Source organism: Streptomyces sp. MGP-BFMKR1 (assembly GCF_057766585.1).
This window is the reverse complement of sequence record NZ_CM173408.1, coordinates 7048970-7066659: the sequence shown is the minus strand read 5'-3', so window position 1 is coordinate 7066659 and position 17690 is coordinate 7048970. Positions and strand designations below refer to the sequence as shown.

Genomic DNA, 17690 nt, shown 5'->3' with positions numbered 1-17690 from the left:
GGGCTGCCCGGTCGTCGCCGGCCGGGTCAGGCGTGGCGTTTGCCCTTGATCGATGCCCAGAGCCGGTCGCCGACGCCGACGACGAGCACGGCACCGGCCAGTTGCAGCAGATGCCGAATCCAGTCGATCCCCTTGGTGTCATCCACTCCAATCCCGGCAGCGACCGCGTTGCCGATGATGCTGCCGATGATGCCGAAGATGATCGTCAGCCAGATCGGGATGTTCTGCTTGCCGGGGAGAATGGCCTTGGCCAGCAGGCCCAGGACCAGACCCACGATGATGGCCCACAACCAGCTCATGTCGCCTCCTCTGTCGGCGTGGTGTGCGCATCCCGGTCCAAGTGTCCGACCGGTTCGCCCACGTCGCATGTCAGGAGACGGGCGCGGGGCGAGCCGGCGTCGGCTGAGCGGGCGCATTGGGTGCGCCCCGGTCTCGTACCGGGGCCGGCCGCGGCGTACCGTTGACGGTGTCCGGAGCCGGGTACGTTCGACCCGTCAGGTAGGTGGTGGAGCGAGATGCGGAAGCACAACGGCCCCGAGGTCTTCCGGATCACTGGAGCCAGGGAGGGCCTGGCCGACGACGTGCGGCGCAGGCAGCGGCGCTATGTGATCTCGATGTCCGTGCGTACGCTGTCCGTCGTCCTGGCGGCCGTGCTGTGGAACGTGGAGCGGCACGTCGCCTTCGTCGCCCTCGCGCTCGGCATCCTGTTGCCGTACTTCTCCGTGGTGATCGCCAACGCGGGGCGGGAGAACGCGCCGCGGCTGCCGTCCACGTTCATTCCGCCCCCCGCCCGGCCCGTGCTGATGGCTCCGAACCGGCCCTCCGCACCGGAATCCGGACACGAGAAGGCGGCGCCTACTCCGGGCGAGTCCCGGGAGCACCGCGGCTGACCTGGGGCGGCGCGGCAACCTCAGGAAAACCTCAGATCAATCATGCGGTTCCGCTGCACCGCACTGGGTCCCCCGTGACATACTTCGTAGGCGCTCCGCATCCCCCGTCGGAGCGACGGACTGACGCCGGGCGGCTCCCCCCGTGGCTGCCCGGCGTCGTCATGTCCGGACCAATTTCGGGGCCGCCGGCCGCCCCGGGTGCCGTCGCGTAGGGTCGCAGTCGTGAACGCGTCCGACACCTCCGATGCCATCTGCTCAGCCAAGGGCTGCCGCGAGCCCGCGGTGTGGGTGCTCGCCTGGAACAACCCCAAGCTGCACACCCCCGAGCGCCGCAAGACGTGGCTGGCGTGCCCGGCCCACCGCGAGTACCTCTCGCAGTTCCTCAGTATCCGCGGCTTCCTCAAGGACACCGTGCCGCTGGCCGAGTGGTCAGCCCCCGATAGCTGACATCGGTCGCTGCGGCTGGAGGAAGGACGGGTCGTCGAGGCCGGAGCCGGCCTTCTTACCCCACATCGCGCGCCGCCACCGCTCGGCCACCTCGGCGTCCGGCGCCCCGGAGCGCAGCGCGGCGCGCAGGTCGGTCTCCTCGCGGGCGAACAGGCAGGTGCGCACCTGGCCGTCGGCGGTGAGCCGGGTGCGGTCGCAGGCGCGGCAGAAGGGGCGGGTGACGGAGGCGATGACGCCGACCCGCGCCGGGCCGCCGTCCACCAGCCAGCGCTCGGCCGGCGCGGAGCCGCGCTCGTCCTCGTTCTCGGGGGTGAGCGCGAAGCGGGTGCGCAGGCTCGCCAGGATGTCCCCGGCGGTGACCATGCCCTCGCGCTTCCAGCCGTGCTGGGCGTCGAGCGGCATCTGCTCGATGAAGCGCAGCTCGTAGCGGTTCTCCAGGGCCCAGGCCAGCAGGTCGGGGGCCTCGTCGTCGTTGAGTCCGGGCATCAGGACGGCGTTGACCTTGACGGGGGCGAGGCCGGCGGCGCGGGCGGCGGCGAGGCCGTCGAGCACGTCCTGGTGCCGCTTGCGCCGGGTCATGGTCTGGAAGACGTCGGGCCGCAGCGTGTCGAGGGAGACGTTGACCCGGTCGAGGCCGGCCTCGCGCAGGGCGGTGGCGGTGCGGCCGAGGCCGATGCCGTTGGTGGTCAGCGAGATCTGGGGGCGGGGGGTGAGGGCGGCGCAGCGTTCGACGATGGCGACCAGGCCGGGGCGCAGCAGCGGCTCGCCGCCGGTGAAGCGGACCTCGGTGACGCCCAGCTCGGTGACGGCTATGGAGACGAGCCGGACGATCTCGTCGTCGGTGAGCAGCTCGGGCTTGGGCAGCCAGTCCAGGCCCTCGGCGGGCATGCAGTAGGTGCACCGGAGGTTGCAGCGGTCGGTGAGGGACACCCGGAGGTCGGTCGCGACCCGACCGTAGGTATCGAGCAGCATGTGGCGACCCTTCTCGCGTGACGCACGACCTGACGTTGCCGGCGGGTCTCCTGTGCCGGAGGGGACCCCGCGTCAAGTGTCTCGCAGCGTACGCGATCTCCCCGTAACCCAACAGAACGTTGGATTACGGGGAGCGGCCAGGCGCGGCGCGGGCACGGCGCCGGGTGGCGCCGGGCCCGCGCGGCGGGGGTGGGGCAGCGGGTCAGTGCGCCCCGTGGCCGGTCAGCGACCGCACCTCGAGTTCCGCGTACTTCTCCTTGTCCACCGGCTCCTTGGAGACCAGCGAGCCGATCCAGCCCAGCAGGAAGCCGAGCGGGATGGAGACCAGGCCCGGGTTCTCCAGCGGGAACCAGTAGAAGTCCACGTCCGGGAACATCGACGACTCCTTGCCGGAGACCACCGGCGAGAACAGCACCAGGAACACCGAGGAGAACAGCCCGCCGTAGATCGACCACAGGGCGCCCTGGGTGGTGAAGCGCTTCCAGAAGAGGCTGTAGAGGATCGTCGGCAGGTTGGCCGAGGCAGCGACGGCGAAGGCCAGTGCCACCAGGCCGGCGACGTTCAGGTCGCGGGCGAAGACGCCGAGCACCACGGCCGCGATGCCGATGCCGACCGTCGCCCAGCGGGCCGCGGAGACCTCCTCCTTCTGCGTCGCCTGGCCCTTGCGGATGACGTTGGCGTACAGGTCGTGCGCGAAGGAGGACGAGGAGGCCAGGGTGAGCCCGGCGACGACGGCGAGGATGGTGGCGAACGCCACAGCCGAGATCACCGCGAGCAGGATCGCCCCGCCCGCCGAGTCGGGCCCGCCACCGATCTCCTGCGCGAGCAGGGGCGCCGCGGTGTTGCCCGCCTTGTTGGAGCTGATGATGTCGGTGCGTTTCAGGAGCGCCGCGGCGCCGAAGCCGAGGGCGATGGTCATCAGGTAGAAGCCGCCGATGATGCCGATCGCCCAGTTCACCGAGCGGCGCGCGGCCTGCGAGGTGGGCACGGTGTAGAAGCGGATCAGGATGTGCGGCAGGCCGGCCGTGCCGAGCACCAGCGCGATGCCGAGCGAGATGAAGTCGAGCTTGGTCGTCGCGTCGATGCCGTACTTGAGGCCGGGTTCGAGGAAGGCGCTGCCGGCGCCGCTGTTGTCCGCGGCCTCGCCGAGCAGCGTCGAGATGTTGAAGTCGTACTTCAGCAGGACCAGGAAGGTGATCAGCAGGGTGCCGGCGATCAGCAGCACCGCCTTGACCATCTGCACCCAGGTGGTGCCCTTCATGCCGCCGATCGAGACGTAGAGGATCATCACCACGCCGACCAGCACCACGATGAGGATCTTGCCCGCCTCGCTGGTGATGCCGAGCAGCAGCGAGACCAGCACGCCGGCGCCGGCCATCTGGGCCAGCAGGTAGAAGATCGACACCACGATCGTGGAGATGCCGGCCGCGGTGCGCACCGGGCGTTGCCGCATGCGGTAGGCCAGCACGTCCCCCATGGTGAACCTGCCGGAGTTGCGCAGCGGCTCGGCCACCAGGAGCAGGGCGACCAGCCAGGCGACGAGGAAGCCGATGGAGTACAGGAAGCCGTCGTAGCCGTAGAGGGCGATGGCGCCGGCGATGCCGAGGAAGGACGCGGCGGACATGTAGTCGCCGGAGATGGCGAGGCCGTTCTGGAAGCCGGAGAACTGCCGGCCGCCCGCGTAGAAGTCGGTGGCGTCCTTGGTCTGCTTGCCGGCCCACACCGTGATGCCGAGGGTCACCAGGACGAACGTCGCGAACAGCGAGATAATCAGCGGCCGGTGGTCGCTGACGCCCTCGGCGGCGAGGTGGAGGGTATCCGTCACGACTCACTCTCCAGGCGGGCCTTGATCGCGCTGGCGCGCGGGTCGAGCTTGGCGCTGGCGTGGCGGGCGTACCACCAGGCGATGGCGAAGGTGGACAGGAACTGCAGCAGGCCGAAGACGAGGGCCACGTTGACGTTGCCGACGACCTGCTTGCCCATCAGGTCGCCCGCGTAGCTCGACAGCAGTACGTAGAGCAGGTACCAACTGACGAACGCGATCGTGAGCGGGAAGGCGAACGAGCGGTGGGCGCGGCGCAGTTCGGCGAATTCCTCGCTGGACTGCACCTCGATGAAGTCGGGTCGTCCGGCCTTGCGGGCCGGACCCTGGGGCGGTGCGGGGTCCACGGTCTCTCCTGACGTGGCGACTGGCTGGGGACGGATCACGGGCGGGCGCGGAAGCGGTGAGCGGGGCGACGGGGGCGGCGACTGGCGTGCTGGGCAAGGGCGTTGCCGCCGGGCACGGGGTGGGAACGGGCAGCGGGTCGGGGGTGGCGGGTGGAGGGGACGGGGCGTCGGGCGGGTGGTGAGTGATCCGGGTCACGCATCGTAGGCCGAGGTAGCGCCGCCGAACAGGGGGGCAGGCGACGGAATCCGAGAAGATCCATTTCGGGATGGTGACGCCGTGTGTCACTCCGTTGGCCGTAACGAGTTTTTCCACGTCAGCCATTGATGGACGGCCTCGCTCGGCGTTAGCTTCACTCGTCATATAACCGGTCCGGTCGCGCTCCGCGCCCGGACGGCCCTGACGACTGATGGGGAGAACCCATGGCTCATCTGCGATCCAGACGCCGGCGCGCCCTGCTCGCGGTGCCCGCAGGACTCGCGCTCACCGCGTCCGTCGGGTTCCTGCCCGGCGCGGCCTCGGCCTCCTCGCAGGACGCGCCTTCCTCCGCCAGCGCCCCGCGCGCGGCCGGCCCGGCGTTGTCGTACGTGGTGAACACGGCGCCCGACAAGGCCACCGTCGGCAAGGTCAAGAAGGAGATAACCAAGGCGGGCGGCTCCATCGTCGCCAGCTACCCGAAGATCGGGGTGCTCGTCGCCCACGCGTCGGCTCCCGACTTCGCGGCGCAGATACGGTCCGTCAAGGGTGTGCAGTCCGCGGGCGCGACCCGCACCTCGCCCCTGACGCCGGCCGCGACCACCGAGGTCGGCAAGCCGGAGAAGGTCAAGGCCCCGCGCGCCAGCGCGCAGAGCGCGGCGAAGGCGAGGGCGGCCGGCCAGGAGCCGCTGGAGCCCCTGCAGTGGCACCTGCCCGCGATGAAGGCGGACGAGGCGGCCAAGGTCGACCCGGGCGACAGGAACGTCACCGTCGCGGTCATCGACACCGGTGTGGACGACACCCATCCGGACCTGGCCCCGAACTTCGACCGACGGGCGTCCGCCAACTGCGCGAACGGCGTCCTGGACACCTCGAAGGGCGCCTGGCGCCCGTACGACGCGGACGCGGACTACCACGGCACCCACGTGGCCGGATCGGTCGCCGCCGCGCGCAACGGGGTCGGCGTCGCCGGCGTCGCGCCGAACGTGAAGGTCTCCGCCATCAAGGTCAGCGACCAGAAGACCGGCCTGTTCTACGCCGAGAACGTGGTCTGCGCCTTCGTCTTCGCGGCCGACAAGGGCGTCGAGGTCACCAACAACAGCTACTACGTCGACCCGTGGATGTTCAACTGCAAGAACGACGCCGACCAGCGGGCCATCCTTGACGCGGTGGGCCGGGCGGCCAAGTACGCGCAGGACAAGGGCGCCGTCAACGTCGCCTCCGCCGGCAACTCCAACTTCGACCTCGGCGGGAAGTCGATCAAGGACACGTCGAGCCCGAACGACTCCCAGGAGGTCGACCGCGAGATCGACCCGGCCACGTGCCTGGACGCGCCGACCCAGTTGCCCGGCGTGGTCACGGTCTCCGCGACCGGCGTCAACTCGCTGAAGTCGTACTACTCCAACTACGGCCTCAACCCGTCGGTGGCCTCCGGCCAGATCGACGTCGCGGCCCCCGGCGGCGACCGGAACCAGGTGCCCGAGCTGCCCGCCAAGGACGGCCGCATCCTGTCGACCATGCCCGGCGGCGACTACGCCTACCTCCAGGGCACCTCGATGGCGAGCCCGCACGTCGCGGGCGTGGCCGCGCTCGTGCGCAGCACGCACCCGAACGCCAGCCCGCAGGAGGTGCAGTGGCTCCTCAAGCAGCAGGCCGACAACCCGGGCTGCCCGACCGCCCCGTACGACCCGAACGGTGACGGCAAGGCCGACGCCACCTGCACCGGCACCAAGCACGTGAACAGCTTCTACGGCTACGGCATCGTCAACGCGCTGAAGGCCGTCACGCGGTAACGGCGACCTGGAGGCGTCAGCGGACGCGCGCGGGGCCGGGCAGCCGATCGTCGGCGGCCCGGCCCTCGTGCGTCCGGGACGCGTCGGTGTCCGGGACGCGTCGGTGTCCGGCGGCCCGGCCGCGCTACGCGCCGTGCCGGGCCGCGCGGCCTGGGCCCGGTACGCCCGCGCCGGAGACCTCGCGCACCCCGGCCTCCCCCGCCTCGCGCAACACCCCGACGGTGAGGGCCAGTTGGGCGCCCCCGTACGTCAGCATGATCCAGAACTGCGGCGCCGGGGGCTGGGGCCAGTCGGCGATGCCGGTGGCGATGAGCGTGTCGGAGAGCAGGAACAGGGCCCCGCCCGCCCCCGCCCACGGGCCGAGGCGCAGCGCCGCCAGGGCCATGGCCGTCAGCAGCAGGCTGTACGCGGCGACCGGCCCGCGCATGTCGGCCGCGAGCCCCGGCCACAGCAGGGCCACCGTGCCCAGCCAGGCCGTCGCGTAGCCGGCGGCGATGAGCGCCACCGTGCGGCGGGGCGCGGTGTTCGTGCCGAGGCGGGCGAAGAGGACCAGGTAGCAGACGTGGCCCGCGGCGAAGGAGGCCATGCCGGCGAGGAAGGCCGGCTCGCCGCCGATTTGCAGCAGGGTGTCGCCGCCGCACCCGAACAGCAGGGCGCCCACGAGCGGTCGCGGCCCGCCCCGCAGCAGTACGTACGCCGCGAGCGCCGGCATCAACGCGGGCTTGGTGGCGTACTCGACGGGCTCGGCGGAGGCGCCGGAGACGGCGGGGACGAGCAGCGCGGTCAGGTGCGCCAGCGCGAGCAGGGCGAACAGGACGGCGCAGGAGAGCACGGCCCGGCCGTGCTGGTGGCCGCCGATCAGGTGACCGCCGAGCCGGGCGGGCCGGGCGGGCCCGGGCGCACGGGCCGCCTCGCCGCTCACGCGGCGCGCTTGACGCGTCGGCCAGGCTCGGCAGCGGGTCGGCCGGGCTCAGCCGCGGGTCGGGCGGGCTCCGTGACGGGTTGGGCGCCGGCCGCGGAGGGCGGGGGCGCCGGCGGGGCGTCGTCGGCCGCGCGCGGGACGACGGGGTCCGTGCCCGTGGCGACGGGGGCCGGGCGCGCCGTGCCGTCGGCCGCGCGGGCGGCGCGGCGGTGCTCGGGCTGCCAGCCGGGGCCGCGGAAGAGGAGGCCCGCGCGCTCGCGCCAGTCGGCGGCGCCGGCCAGGTCGCGGCCGATGGCGGCGTACTCGTGGGTGGCGACCCGCAGCGGGTTGTAGGTGTGGATGTTCTTGGTGAGGCCGTAGACGGGCCGCTCGGTCTCGGCGACGAAGCTGCCGAACATCCGGTCCCACACGATGAGGATGCCGCCGAAGTTGCGGTCCAGGTAGCCGCCCTGGGAGGCGTGGTGGACGCGGTGGTGGGAGGCGGTGTTGAAGACGTACTCGACCGGCCTGGGGAGCCTGCCGACGCGCTCGGTGTGCACCCAGAACTGGTAGACCAGGTTGACCCCGGACAGGAAGGCCACCGCGGCCGGGTGCACGCCGCACAGCACCAGCGGCACGTAGAAGGGCCAGACCGTCAGCGAGGTCCACGGCTGGCGCAGGGCCGTGGTGAGGTTGAACTTCTCGCTGGAGTGGTGCACCACGTGACAGGCCCACAGGACGCGGACGACGTGGTGGCCCCGGTGCGACCAGTAGTAGAGGAAGTCCTGGGCCAGCAGCATCAGCGGCAGCGTCCACCACAGCACGGGCACGCGCAGCGGGGTGAGTTCGTACAGGGCGGTGTAAATCGCCACAATCGGTATTTTCCACAGCAGATCAAAGAAGATACTGCCGATGCCCATCGTCACACTGGTCGCGGCGTCCTTCGCCCCGTAGCCCGCGGCGTCCTCGTCGGGGCGCAGCCGATAGCTCACCATCTCGATGGCGGTGAGCAGGACGAACGCCGGTATGGACCAGAGCACGGCATCGGGTAGGTGCGGCATGTCCGCACGATAAGGGCGGGCCCGAGGCGATGAACAGATGTTGTTACTGACGAGTTTCGAAACTCGGTAAGTAAGCGCCCTGGCACGGCGTTCGCGTCGCGCCAGGGCGCCGTCCGGCCGCCCCGGTGCCGAAGGACCCGCCCGACGCGCGCGCCCCCGCCGCCACCCGCACCACTCCCCCGGCTCCCCGCGCACCGTCGGGCTCGTCGGGGCCGTCGGGTTCACCGGGGCGCGCACGGCGGGCCGGGCGCCGGGCAACCGCGCTTTTCGGCCGATCAGTTGACGCCACCACATCCCCAGCGGGCCCGCGTGCCAGGGAGGTTGGCCCAGGTCGCACGGGGCCCGGTCGCGGCGACCGGCCCGGGGGCCGCGGCCCCTGACAGGTGCTCGGCCCGCCCGCCGCGACCGAGTGTCAGGGGTGGCCCGTATCCTCATGAACCATGCTTGAAGACCGACCGGCCGCCGCTCCGCGGATCCCCCCACAGTCCGCCCCGCCACCGCCGTGGCCGACCGCCTACCCCGACGGGTACGCGGTCGTTGACGTGGAGACCACCGGACTCGCCCGCGATGACCGCATAGTGTCGGCCGCCGTCTACCAGCTCGACGCGCGCGGCGAGGTGCAGGACCACTGGTACACGCTGGTCAACCCGCAGCGCGACCCGGGCCCCGTCTGGATTCACGGGCTCACCAGCGCCGAGCTCGCGCGGGCCCCGCTCTTCCCGGAGATCGCCGACGAGTTCGCCCGGCGCCTCGACGGTCGGGTCCTCGTCGCGCACAACGCCGTCTTCGACTGGTCGATGATCGCCCGGGAGTACGCGCGCGCGAGGGGCGCCGCCCCCGTCCGCCAGCGGCTGTGCACCATCGCCCTCTCTAAGGAGCTGGGGCTGCCGCTGGCCAACCACAAGCTGGAGTCGCTGGCCGCGCACTACGGCGTCGTCCAGGAGCGGGCCCACCACGCGCTCGACGACGCGCGCGTGCTCGCCGAGACCTTCCGGCCCAGCCTGCACCTGGCGGCGGCGGCCGAGATCCGCCTGCCGCTGCTCGCCTGCCAGCCGCTCACCGAGTGGTCGGACGCGCCGACCGCCCGCCCGCCCGGGCAGCGCTCCGGGTTCGGGCAGACGAGTTGGCGCCCCAGCCGCAAGCGGCCCGCCTGCCCGTACCCCAACCCCGGGCGGTACGAGCCCGGTGGCCGGTTGGCGCAGGGCATGCGGGTGGCCTTCTCCGGCGACACCTCGGTCGACCGGGAACTCCTGGAGGACCGGGCCGTCGAGGCCGGGATGCACGTGGCGACCAGCGTGTCGCGGCTCACCAGCCTGCTGGTCACCAACGACCCCGACTCGCCCACCTCGAAGGTGGTCAAGGCCCGTTCGTTCGGCACACCGGTGATCGACGAGGCGGCGTTCATGCAACTGCTCCAGGACGTGGCGCCGGCCCCGACCGGCTGCGGCTGACCGGCGCGCCACCGGGCCCCGCGCCACAGCGCGCACCTCGGCCGGGCGCCGTCGAGTGCCGGCCGGGCGCCGGTCGACGCGGGCCGGGTGCCGGTCGGGCCGTGGCTCAGCGGGCGAAGATCACCGACGCCGTTGGCCGGCCACGGGGTCGCCCCGCTCACCGCCGCCCCGCGACCGAGTTGTACGGTCATGGGGTGTACCGCTTTCTGTTGACCCGGCAGTGGGTGATCCTCACGCTGGTGGGTCTCGTCCTCATCCCCGTGATGATCGAGCTGGGCTTCTGGCAGCTCGGCCGGCACGAGCAGCGGGTCGAGCACAACGAGCGGGTGTCCAAGAGCCTGGACGCCCCGGCCGTCCCCATCGGCGAGCTGACCGGCGTCGGCCGCGACGTGCCGAAGCAGACCGCCATGCGCAAGGTCACGGTCTCCGGCACCTACGACCCCCGCCACGAGGTGGTGGTCCGCCAGCGCACCGGCTCCGACGACCAGTCCATCGGCTACTTCGTCGTCACCCCGCTGCTGCTGGCCGACGGCAACGCGGTGCTGGTCAACCGTGGCTGGATTCCGGCGCCCGGCAACCTGACCCAGTTCCCGGACGTGCCGGCCCCGCCGACCGGTGAGGTCACCGTCACCGGGCGGCTCAAGGCCGACGAGACCACCGGCAGCAGCGGGATCAAGGACAAGAAGGGTTTGCCGCCGCGCCAGGTCATGCTGATCAACAGTGAGCGCCAGGCCGAGACGGTGGGCCGGCCGCTGCTCGGCGGCTACGTGGAGCTGACCGATTCCCAGCCCCGTGGCGCCCACCAGCCGGAGCCGGTCCCGGCCCCCGACACCAGCGGCATCGGCTCCCACATGGCGTACGCCGTCCAGTGGTGGCTGTTCACCGCGGCGGTGCCGGTCGGTTGGGTGGTGCTCTTCCGTCGGGAGCTGCGGGACCAGGCGGCGGCAGCCGCGAAGGCCGCCAAGGCGGCCAAGGACGCGGAGGCCGCGAGGGAGAAGGCGGCGGGCGAGCCCGAGGGCCCTGGCGCCAGCGACGCCGCCCCGGGCGCCGCCGACGCCGACACCGCTTCCCGCCCCGAGGCCGGGGCCGACGCCACGGAGTCCGAGCCCGGAGCCGAAGCCGCGGGGTCCGAAGCCGGGGCCGACGCCGGGCCCGACGCCAAGACCGACACGGAACTGGGTGCCGAGCCCGGCAAGCCCGCCGAGCGCACCGCGTCCGTGGCCCGGTCGGCCGCGGCTTCGGACTAGGGCCCAGCTCAGCGGGAACCAGTTCGGGCATGGCCCAACCCATCGAGGACTACGCCGTGATCGGCGACCTCCAGACCGCCGCGCTGGTCGGTCGGGACGGTTCGATCGACTGGCTCTGCCTGCCCCGCTTCGACTCCGGCGCCTGCTTCGCGGCGCTGCTCGGCGACCGCGACAACGGGCACTGGACCCTGGCGCCGGCCCCCGACGAGGGCACGGAGAACACGACCAGCACCGACGGCACCGACGGCACCGACGGAGACGGCGACGGAGACGGCGAACCCGCCCGCTGCGCGCGCCGCTCCTACCTGCCCGACACGCTGATCCTGGAGACCGTGTGGGAGACCGCCACCGGCTCCGTCCGGGTGTACGACTTCATGCCGCAGCGCGACCGGACCCCCGACGTCATGCGCATCGTGGAGGGCGTCACCGGCCACGTGTCCATGCGCAGCGTGCTGCGGCTGCGTTTCGACTACGGGCACGTGGTGCCGTGGATGCGCCGGTGTGACGGGCACCGCGTCGCCGTCGCCGGCCCCGACTCGGTCTGGCTGCGGAGCGTGCCCGAGGTCCACACGTACGGGCAGGACTTCAGCACCCGCTCCGAGTTCACCGTCGCGGCGGGCGAGCGGGTGGCGTTCGTGCTGACCTGGCACCCCTCGCACGAGTCGCAGCCCGACCTGGTCGACCCGTACGAGGCCCTGGAGCACAGCCGCGAGGACTGGCAGGAGTGGGCCGCGAAGTGCACGTACCAGGGGCCCTACCGCGAGGCCGTGATGCGCTCGCTGATCACGCTCAAGGGGCTCACCTACGCCCCGACGGGCGGCATCGTCGCGGCGCCGACCACCTCGCTGCCGGAGGAGCTGGGCGGCGTGCGCAACTGGGACTACCGGTACTGCTGGCTGCGGGACGCCACGCTGGCGCTCAGCGCGCTGGTGCGGACCGGGTACATCGAGGAGGCCGGCGCCTGGCGGGACTGGCTGCTGCGCGCGGTCGCCGGCGACCCGGCCGACCTCCAGATCATGTACGGGCTCGGCGGCGAGCGCCGGCTGCCCGAGACGGAACTGGAGTGGCTGACCGGGTACGCGGGCTCGGCGCCGGTGCGGATCGGCAACGCCGCGGTCCACCAACTCCAGCTCGACATCTACGGCGAGGTCATCGACTCGCTCAGCCTCGCCCGCAGCTTCGGGCTGCGGAACAAACCCACGGCGTGGAGCTTGCAGAACGCCTTCCTGGAGTTCCTGGAGTCGCGGTGGCGCGAGCCCGACGAGGGGCTGTGGGAGGTGCGTGGCCCGCGTCGGCACTTCGTGCACTCCAAGGTGATGGCCTGGGTCGCGGCCGACCGCGCGGTGCGCACCATGGAGCGCGACCCCTCGCTGCCCGGCGATCCGGACCGCTGGCGCGCCATGCGGGACGAGGTGCACCGCGAGGTGTGCGAGAAGGGCTTCGACGCCGAGCGGAACACCTTCACCCAGTCGTACGGCTCCACCGAGCTGGACGCGGCGACGCTGCTCATCCCCCGGGTCGGCTTCCTGCCGCCGCACGACCCGCGCGTCGTCGGGACGGTGGACGCGGTCCGCGAGGAGCTGTGCGAGGACGGCCTGCTGCGCCGCTACAGCACGGACGGCACGTCGGTCGACGGGCTGCCCGGCACGGAGGCGCCTTTCCTGGTGTGCTCGTTCTGGCTGGCGGACGCGCTGTACCTGATCGGCCGTACGGAGGAGGCCACGGCCCTGTTCGAGCGGCTGCTCTCGCTGCGCAACGACGTCGGCCTGCTCGCCGAGGAGTACGACGTCCACCGCGGTCGCCAACTCGGGAACTTCCCCCAGGCGTTCAGCCACATCGGCCTGGTGGGTACCGCCCTCGCGCTGTCGGGGCGGGCCACGGCAGACTGAGGCCATGGATCTTGGACTCAAAGACCGGGTGTACGTCGTCACGGGTGCCACGCGCGGCCTCGGCAACGCCACGGCGCGCGAACTGGTGGCCGACGGCGCGAAGGTCGTGATCACCGGCCGCGACGCCGACCGGGTGGCCGCCGCCGCGCGCGAGCTGGGGCCGAACGCGTACGGCCTGCCGGCGGACAACGCCGACCCGGCCGCCGCCGAACGGCTGATCGCCACCGCCCGGGAACGCTTCGGCCGCTTCGACGGCATCCTCATCAGCGTGGGCGGCCCGCCCGCCGGCTCGGCGGCCGGGAACACCGACGACCAGTGGCAGGCGGCCTTCGAGTCGGTGTTCCTCGGCGCGGTGCGGCTGGCCCGCACCGCGGCCGGCGAGCTGACCGCCGGCGGCGTGATCGGCCTCGTGCTCTCCGGCTCGGTGCGCGAGCCGATCCCGGGCCTGACCATCTCCAACGGGCTGCGCCCCGGGCTCGCCGGCTTCGCGAAGTCGCTGGCGGACGAGGTGGGCCCGCGCGACATCCGGGTGGTGGGCCTGCTGCCCGCGCGCATCGACACCGACCGGGTGCGGGAGCTGGACGCGTCGACGGGCGACGCGGACGCCGCGCGCGAGCGGAACGTCGCGAACATCCCGCTGGGCCGCTACGGCACCCCGCGGGAGTTCGGCCGCACCGCCGCGTTCCTGCTCTCGCCGGCCGCCTCCTACCTGACGGGCCTCATGGTGCCGGTGGACGGCGGGGCGCTGCGCGGCCTGTGACCTGCCCGACCGTGCCGCCGCTCCCCCGCGCACGCGGCGGGGGCGGCGGCTTCGGGCGCGCCTGACCGTCCGCTTCGGCGTACGCGGCGGCGCGAGCGCGTCAGCTCACCCGTTCCGCCCGGTGGCGCACCGCGCGCATCCTGACCTCGGCGGGCAACCGGTCGAGGCCCGCCGAAGCCCGGGCGTGCTCCAGGGCCTCGGCCCGCAACCGGGCCAGCGTCTCGGCCGGTTGGGCGTGGGCGGCGAGCACGAGCCGGACCCGGGCCTCCGGGGCGGTGCGGCGTCCACGCAGCGTGACGCGCGCGCGGTCCACCCCGTCCATCGCCTCCGCCTCGGCGGCCAGCACGCCCTCCAGGGCCCGGCCGCGCAGCACCGCGCCCTCCCCCTCGCCGCTGGCGACCAGCACCTCGCGCAGGCGCCGCCGCCGCGCCTGGGCGAGCAGCCACCACAGCGCGAGCAGGACGATCAGCGCGAGGGCGGCGATGACGGTGGGCCACCACCAACCCTCGTCCCGCCAACGCCGCCGATCGTCATGGGTCAGCAACACGTCGTCGGGCCCGTCGAAGGGCCAGCTCCCGGGCAGGCCGAAGTTCCACCGGCGCGGCAGGTCGAGCCCGCCGACCAGGACGGCGGCCCCCAGCGCCAACAGGAGCAGCCCGGCCAGGCCGAGCAGCACCCGGTTGACGACCCGCACCCTGGAACGCCCCACCCGTACCGGCTTCGCCGCCATCTTCCGCCTCATCTCCTCGTCGGCCGGCGGACCTGGACCCGCAGCCCGGGGCGGCGCGCCAGGCCGAGCTGTCGGATGCCATCGTCCAGCGCGTGGTCCAGGTCGGCGCGCACCTCGTCGAGCTCCCGGAAGTGCGCCTGGGCCCGCACCCTGACCCGGCGTCGCCCCGCGTCCACCCGGACGGTCCGTACGCCGGGCACCTCCATGGCGCGGTCCCGCAGTACCAGCGCCGCCGCGGAGCGGTCGAGCCCGGCGCGCACCTGCGGGTCGGGGCGCATCGGGAGTACGCCGCGCCGGCCGGGGGTGAGCGCCAGGATGATCAGCCACAGGCCGAGGAGGACCGCGACGCAGGCTCCGGCCACGATCCAGGGGTCGTCCAGCGGGCGGGTGGCCAACTCGTCGCTGAGCCGGCGCCGCCAGCGCATCGCGCTCCGGTCGGCCCGTACCGCCGCCACGTCGTAGAGCAGCAGGCCGGCGGCGCCGAGCACGACCAGCGCGAGCAGCGCGGCGGGCAGCCGGCGGCTGGCCCAGAAGCGCCGCGCGCGCTCGTGCTCGCCGCGCGCGGGCGTGTACCTGGCGGCGGAGGCGCGCCGCTCCTGTCCGGTACCACCGTCCTCGCCCGCGTCGGCGTCGCCGTCCGGGCCCGCGAGGGTGGCGCCGCTGCCCGTGGGGTCCTTCTCCAGTAGCGGCAGTCGCCGGGGGGTCTCCGTGCCCGCGTCACCCGCCGCGCTGGCGCCGCTGGCCGCACGGGTCTCGCCCACCGGGCCCGCGTCGCCGGACCCACCAGCGTCGCTGGCCGCTTCGGGACCGCCCGGGGGCGTGGAGTCCGGGGCGCCGTCGGGCCGCCGCGCGGCGGTGTCCTCGCCCTCGCCGCCGGTGGAGCCCTCGCCGGCGGCTGGTTCGTCGTTGCTCACCGCGTCCTCCCCCGGCCGACGCCCGTCCGCTCCGGCGCGTGCAGGCGCTCGACCGTGACGGCCACGTCCCGTACGTCCATGCCCGCCAACGCCCTTACCCGTCCGCTCACCTGACGACGCACGGCGCCGCACTGGGCGCCGATGTCCGAGGGGTAGCCGAGTTCGACGGCGACCCGCACCCGGGCCTCGCCGCGCAGCCCGTCGCGGGCCGGCCGGTCGCGCACCGCGACGGCGGCCTGCGGTGGCTTGCCACCGGCCCCGCGTACCTCCCGCGCGTCACCGAGCGCCTCCCGGGCCGCCTGCGAAGCGATCTTCGCGATGACCCGGTCGGCGATCCGCGTCGAGCCGCGTTCACCCGATCGCACCACGCGGCCTCACCGCCGTCGGCCGTCGCGCTCGCGAGGGCGGAAGAAGTCGCCCAACTCCAGCTCTCCGTCGAGGAACTTGCCTGCCACGAACCCGATCAGGCCCAGCGCCGCCACCAGGAGAAAGGCCCCGAAGCCGCCGAAGTATCCGGCGAAGCCCAGTGCCATCCCGGCGGCCAGGCCGACCACGGCCATGCTCATCGTGTACTCCCTTGCCTCCACCGCGCCCGGTCGGTCCGGTCCGGCTACTGGAGCCGCGAGTCGGACTCGTCGTCCTGCTCGTCAGGCAGCTTCACATCACTTACCACGATGTTCACCTCGACCACCTCAAGGCTGGTCATCCGCTCGACCGCGGAGATGACATCCTCCCGCACGCCGCGCGTGACGTCGCCGATGGAGACGCCGTAATCCACCACGATCTCCAGGTCCAGCGCCGTCTGCACCTCGCCGACCTCGGCCTTGACGCCGCGCGTGACGGAGCGCCCGCCACCGGGTACCCGGTCCCGCACCGCCCCGAAGGTGCGCGCGAAGCCGCTGCCCATGGCGTGCACACCGGGCACCTCGCGGGCCGCCATGCCGGCGATCTTCTCCACCACGCCGTCGGCGATCGTCGTCTTGCCTCGGGACGCCGGGGGCCCGCCACCTCGGGGAGTCGAGGCTCCCGGGGCAGTCGCGCTTCCCGCCTGCTGCTTCTGTGCCGTGTCCGTCATCGCCCATGTCCCTTCCTGCGGAGCTTTCAGGGGAGCGGCCTGACCGTTCCTCATGTCACCGTAAGCGGGCGCGCGGCGAACCGCGCTCGGGACGTGGCAGTCGTGGGAACGCGCCGGCGGCGGGTGGGTCGCTGTCGGCCGGCGCGCCACGGTACGGCAGGGTGAACGGCAGCGGGCGACGGAGTGTCCGTACGGCGGGAAGGGTGGCGGGCCGTGGTGGCAGACGCGTTGGCACAGGCGGTACGGCAGCAGTTGGGGCTCGGCAGGCTGCTGCCGCTCGGCACGGAACACGACGGGGTGTGGGTGACGGAGCGGGCGGCCACGGCCGTGCTGCGCGCGGCGGCGGAGGAACTTCCCGAGGTCCGCGTGACCGCGCTGCACATCGACCTGCTGGCGCCCGACCAGGCGGCGGAGCCCACCGTTCCGGCGCCGCCGACCGCGCTGCGGCCGGGGCCGCTGCGGGTGGCGGGCGAGTTCCTCGCGGCGGCCGAGCAACCGCTGCCCACGTCGGCGGAGCGGCTGCGGGCGACCCTGTACGCGGCGGCCACCGACCGGCTCGGCCTGGTCGTCGGCGCCGTGGACCTCCAGGTCACGGGCCTGCTGGACGAGGCGCGGGCGGCACACGCCACGCAGCCGCCGGGCGGGGGCGGGCCGGCGGGCGAGGCGTCCGGCGGCGCCGGCCCGGCCGGCGCGGAGGGCCGCCTCGGGCCGCAGGCCGCCACGGAGCGGGCCCCGGCCGCCGCCCGCCCGGCGTCGGACGCCACGGTCGAGGGCCGGGTGGCCGGCGCCGTCGCGGCGGTGCCGGGGGTCGCCCGGCTCGCGCCCGCGCTCGGCGGTCTGACCCGCCCGGTACGGATCGAGGGCCCGCGCGCCGCCACCGAGGCCGAGACCCCGACGGCGACCGCCCCCGCGCCGGCCCGCCACGCGCAGGTGCAGGTGGCCGTGGCGGCGGGACACCGGGCGGTCGAGGTGGCCCGCGCCGTACGCGAACGGGCCCGCGCCGCCCTGCTGGCCGAGGCCCCGGGCACGGTGACGGTCGCGGTGCTGGTCACGGCCGTGGACGCGGCGGACACGGCGACCCGAGAGCGCCCGACGGACGGGCAAGGCCCGCAGAACCCCGAGGGCACCGAGAGCGCTGGGAGCACTGGGAGCGCCGAGAGCACGGCGGACCGGGCCTGAGGAGGCGGGCCCGGGACCC

The 17690-nt window shown here is 73.7% G+C and carries 19 protein-coding genes; 8 read left to right on the top strand and 11 right to left on the bottom strand.

What is annotated here, in order from left to right; genetic code table 11:
* Window positions 1–26: 26 nt before the first annotated feature.
* The gene (locus AC3CHW_RS28375) at window positions 27–299 is read right to left on the bottom strand and encodes a GlsB/YeaQ/YmgE family stress response membrane protein (RefSeq protein ID WP_176160965.1); all 273 of its coding nucleotides are present in this window, start codon (window positions 297–299) and stop codon (window positions 27–29) included.
* A gap of 216 nt (window positions 300–515) precedes the next feature.
* On the opposite strand from AC3CHW_RS28375, the gene AC3CHW_RS28370 reads away from it, so the two are divergent.
* Together AC3CHW_RS28370 and AC3CHW_RS28365 are read left to right on the top strand one after the other, a co-directional pair.
* Window positions 516–890, top strand: coding sequence for a DUF3099 domain-containing protein (locus tag AC3CHW_RS28370; protein WP_381166025.1), 375 nt, complete (start codon window positions 516–518; stop codon window positions 888–890).
* Window positions 891–1112: 222 nt separating this feature from the next.
* On the top strand, window positions 1113–1337 hold the full coding sequence (locus tag AC3CHW_RS28365; protein ID WP_398609899.1) for a hypothetical protein: 225 nt from the start codon (window positions 1113–1115) through the stop codon (window positions 1335–1337).
* Here AC3CHW_RS28365 and moaA read toward each other — a convergent pair.
* The 3 genes from moaA to AC3CHW_RS28350 all read right to left on the bottom strand — a co-directional run bounded on the left by moaA (window position 1320) and on the right by AC3CHW_RS28350 (window position 4478).
* Complete coding sequence (gene moaA / locus AC3CHW_RS28360) at window positions 1320–2309, bottom strand: GTP 3',8-cyclase MoaA (RefSeq protein ID WP_488468335.1); 990 nt, start codon at window positions 2307–2309, stop codon at window positions 1320–1322. The genes AC3CHW_RS28365 and moaA overlap by 18 nt on opposite strands.
* Before the next feature lie 202 nt (window positions 2310–2511).
* On the bottom strand, window positions 2512–4134 hold the full coding sequence (locus AC3CHW_RS28355; RefSeq protein WP_488468334.1) for a solute symporter family protein: 1623 nt from the start codon (window positions 4132–4134) through the stop codon (window positions 2512–2514).
* A complete protein-coding gene (locus AC3CHW_RS28350; protein WP_398609896.1) occupies window positions 4131–4478 on the bottom strand; it encodes a DUF485 domain-containing protein in 348 nt (115 codons plus the stop codon). The genes AC3CHW_RS28355 and AC3CHW_RS28350 overlap by 4 nt, the downstream gene beginning before the upstream one ends.
* 420 nt (window positions 4479–4898) lie before the next feature.
* On the opposite strand from AC3CHW_RS28350, the gene AC3CHW_RS28345 reads away from it, so the two are divergent.
* Window positions 4899–6464 carry a S8 family serine peptidase gene (locus AC3CHW_RS28345; RefSeq protein ID WP_488468333.1) on the top strand — a complete coding sequence of 522 codons (1566 nt, stop codon included), beginning with the start codon at window positions 4899–4901 and terminating at the stop codon, window positions 6462–6464.
* A 124-nt stretch (window positions 6465–6588) separates the two neighbouring features.
* On the opposite strand, the gene AC3CHW_RS28340 is transcribed toward AC3CHW_RS28345, so the two are convergent.
* The gene (locus tag AC3CHW_RS28340) at window positions 6589–7326 is read right to left on the bottom strand and encodes a lysoplasmalogenase (RefSeq protein WP_488471194.1); all 738 of its coding nucleotides are present in this window, start codon (window positions 7324–7326) and stop codon (window positions 6589–6591) included.
* Between the two features lie 56 nt (window positions 7327–7382).
* Window positions 7383–8426 carry a sterol desaturase family protein gene (locus AC3CHW_RS28335; RefSeq protein ID WP_488468332.1) on the bottom strand — a complete coding sequence of 348 codons (1044 nt, stop codon included), beginning with the start codon at window positions 8424–8426 and terminating at the stop codon, window positions 7383–7385.
* 440 nt (window positions 8427–8866) lie between these two features.
* Here AC3CHW_RS28335 and AC3CHW_RS28330 point away from each other — a divergent pair, with 440 nt between their 5' ends.
* From AC3CHW_RS28330 to AC3CHW_RS28315, 4 genes are all read left to right on the top strand, one after another.
* Window positions 8867–9877 (top strand): DEDDh family exonuclease, encoded by a 1011-nt coding sequence (locus AC3CHW_RS28330; RefSeq protein WP_398609893.1) that lies wholly within the window; start codon window positions 8867–8869, stop codon window positions 9875–9877.
* Window positions 9878–10071: 194 nt separating this feature from the next.
* Window positions 10072–11124, top strand: coding sequence for an SURF1 family cytochrome oxidase biogenesis protein (locus AC3CHW_RS28325; protein ID WP_488468331.1), 1053 nt, complete (start codon window positions 10072–10074; stop codon window positions 11122–11124).
* A gap of 29 nt (window positions 11125–11153) precedes the next feature.
* Window positions 11154–13013, top strand: coding sequence for a glycoside hydrolase family 15 protein (locus AC3CHW_RS28320; RefSeq protein WP_488468330.1), 1860 nt, complete (start codon window positions 11154–11156; stop codon window positions 13011–13013).
* Window positions 13014–13017: 4 nt separating this feature from the next.
* Window positions 13018–13773, top strand: a complete 756-nt coding sequence (locus tag AC3CHW_RS28315) for an SDR family oxidoreductase (RefSeq protein WP_176160975.1) — start codon at window positions 13018–13020, stop codon at window positions 13771–13773.
* Window positions 13774–13873: 100 nt separating this feature from the next.
* On the opposite strand, the gene amaP is transcribed toward AC3CHW_RS28315, so the two are convergent.
* From amaP to AC3CHW_RS28290, 5 genes are all read right to left on the bottom strand, one after another.
* Entirely contained in the window at window positions 13874–14503 is a 630-nt protein-coding gene (gene amaP, locus AC3CHW_RS28310; protein WP_459250415.1) for an alkaline shock response membrane anchor protein AmaP, read from the bottom strand.
* Between the two features lie 8 nt (window positions 14504–14511).
* On the bottom strand, window positions 14512–15195 hold the full coding sequence (locus tag AC3CHW_RS28305) for a DUF6286 domain-containing protein (RefSeq protein WP_488471193.1): 684 nt from the start codon (window positions 15193–15195) through the stop codon (window positions 14512–14514).
* Between the two features lie 218 nt (window positions 15196–15413).
* Complete coding sequence (locus AC3CHW_RS28300) at window positions 15414–15785, bottom strand: Asp23/Gls24 family envelope stress response protein (RefSeq protein WP_187064120.1); 372 nt, start codon at window positions 15783–15785, stop codon at window positions 15414–15416.
* Window positions 15786–15791: 6 nt separating this feature from the next.
* A complete protein-coding gene (locus AC3CHW_RS28295) occupies window positions 15792–15983 on the bottom strand; it encodes a hypothetical protein (RefSeq protein ID WP_184568946.1) in 192 nt (63 codons plus the stop codon).
* Window positions 15984–16027: 44 nt separating this feature from the next.
* Window positions 16028–16492 carry an Asp23/Gls24 family envelope stress response protein gene (locus AC3CHW_RS28290; RefSeq protein ID WP_176160979.1) on the bottom strand — a complete coding sequence of 155 codons (465 nt, stop codon included), beginning with the start codon at window positions 16490–16492 and terminating at the stop codon, window positions 16028–16030.
* 216 nt (window positions 16493–16708) lie between these two features.
* Here AC3CHW_RS28290 and AC3CHW_RS28285 point away from each other — a divergent pair, with 216 nt between their 5' ends.
* Window positions 16709–17671: a hypothetical protein gene (locus tag AC3CHW_RS28285; RefSeq protein ID WP_488468329.1), complete on the top strand. Its 963-nt coding sequence runs from the start codon at window positions 16709–16711 to the stop codon at window positions 17669–17671.
* Window positions 17672–17690 lie beyond the last annotated feature (19 nt).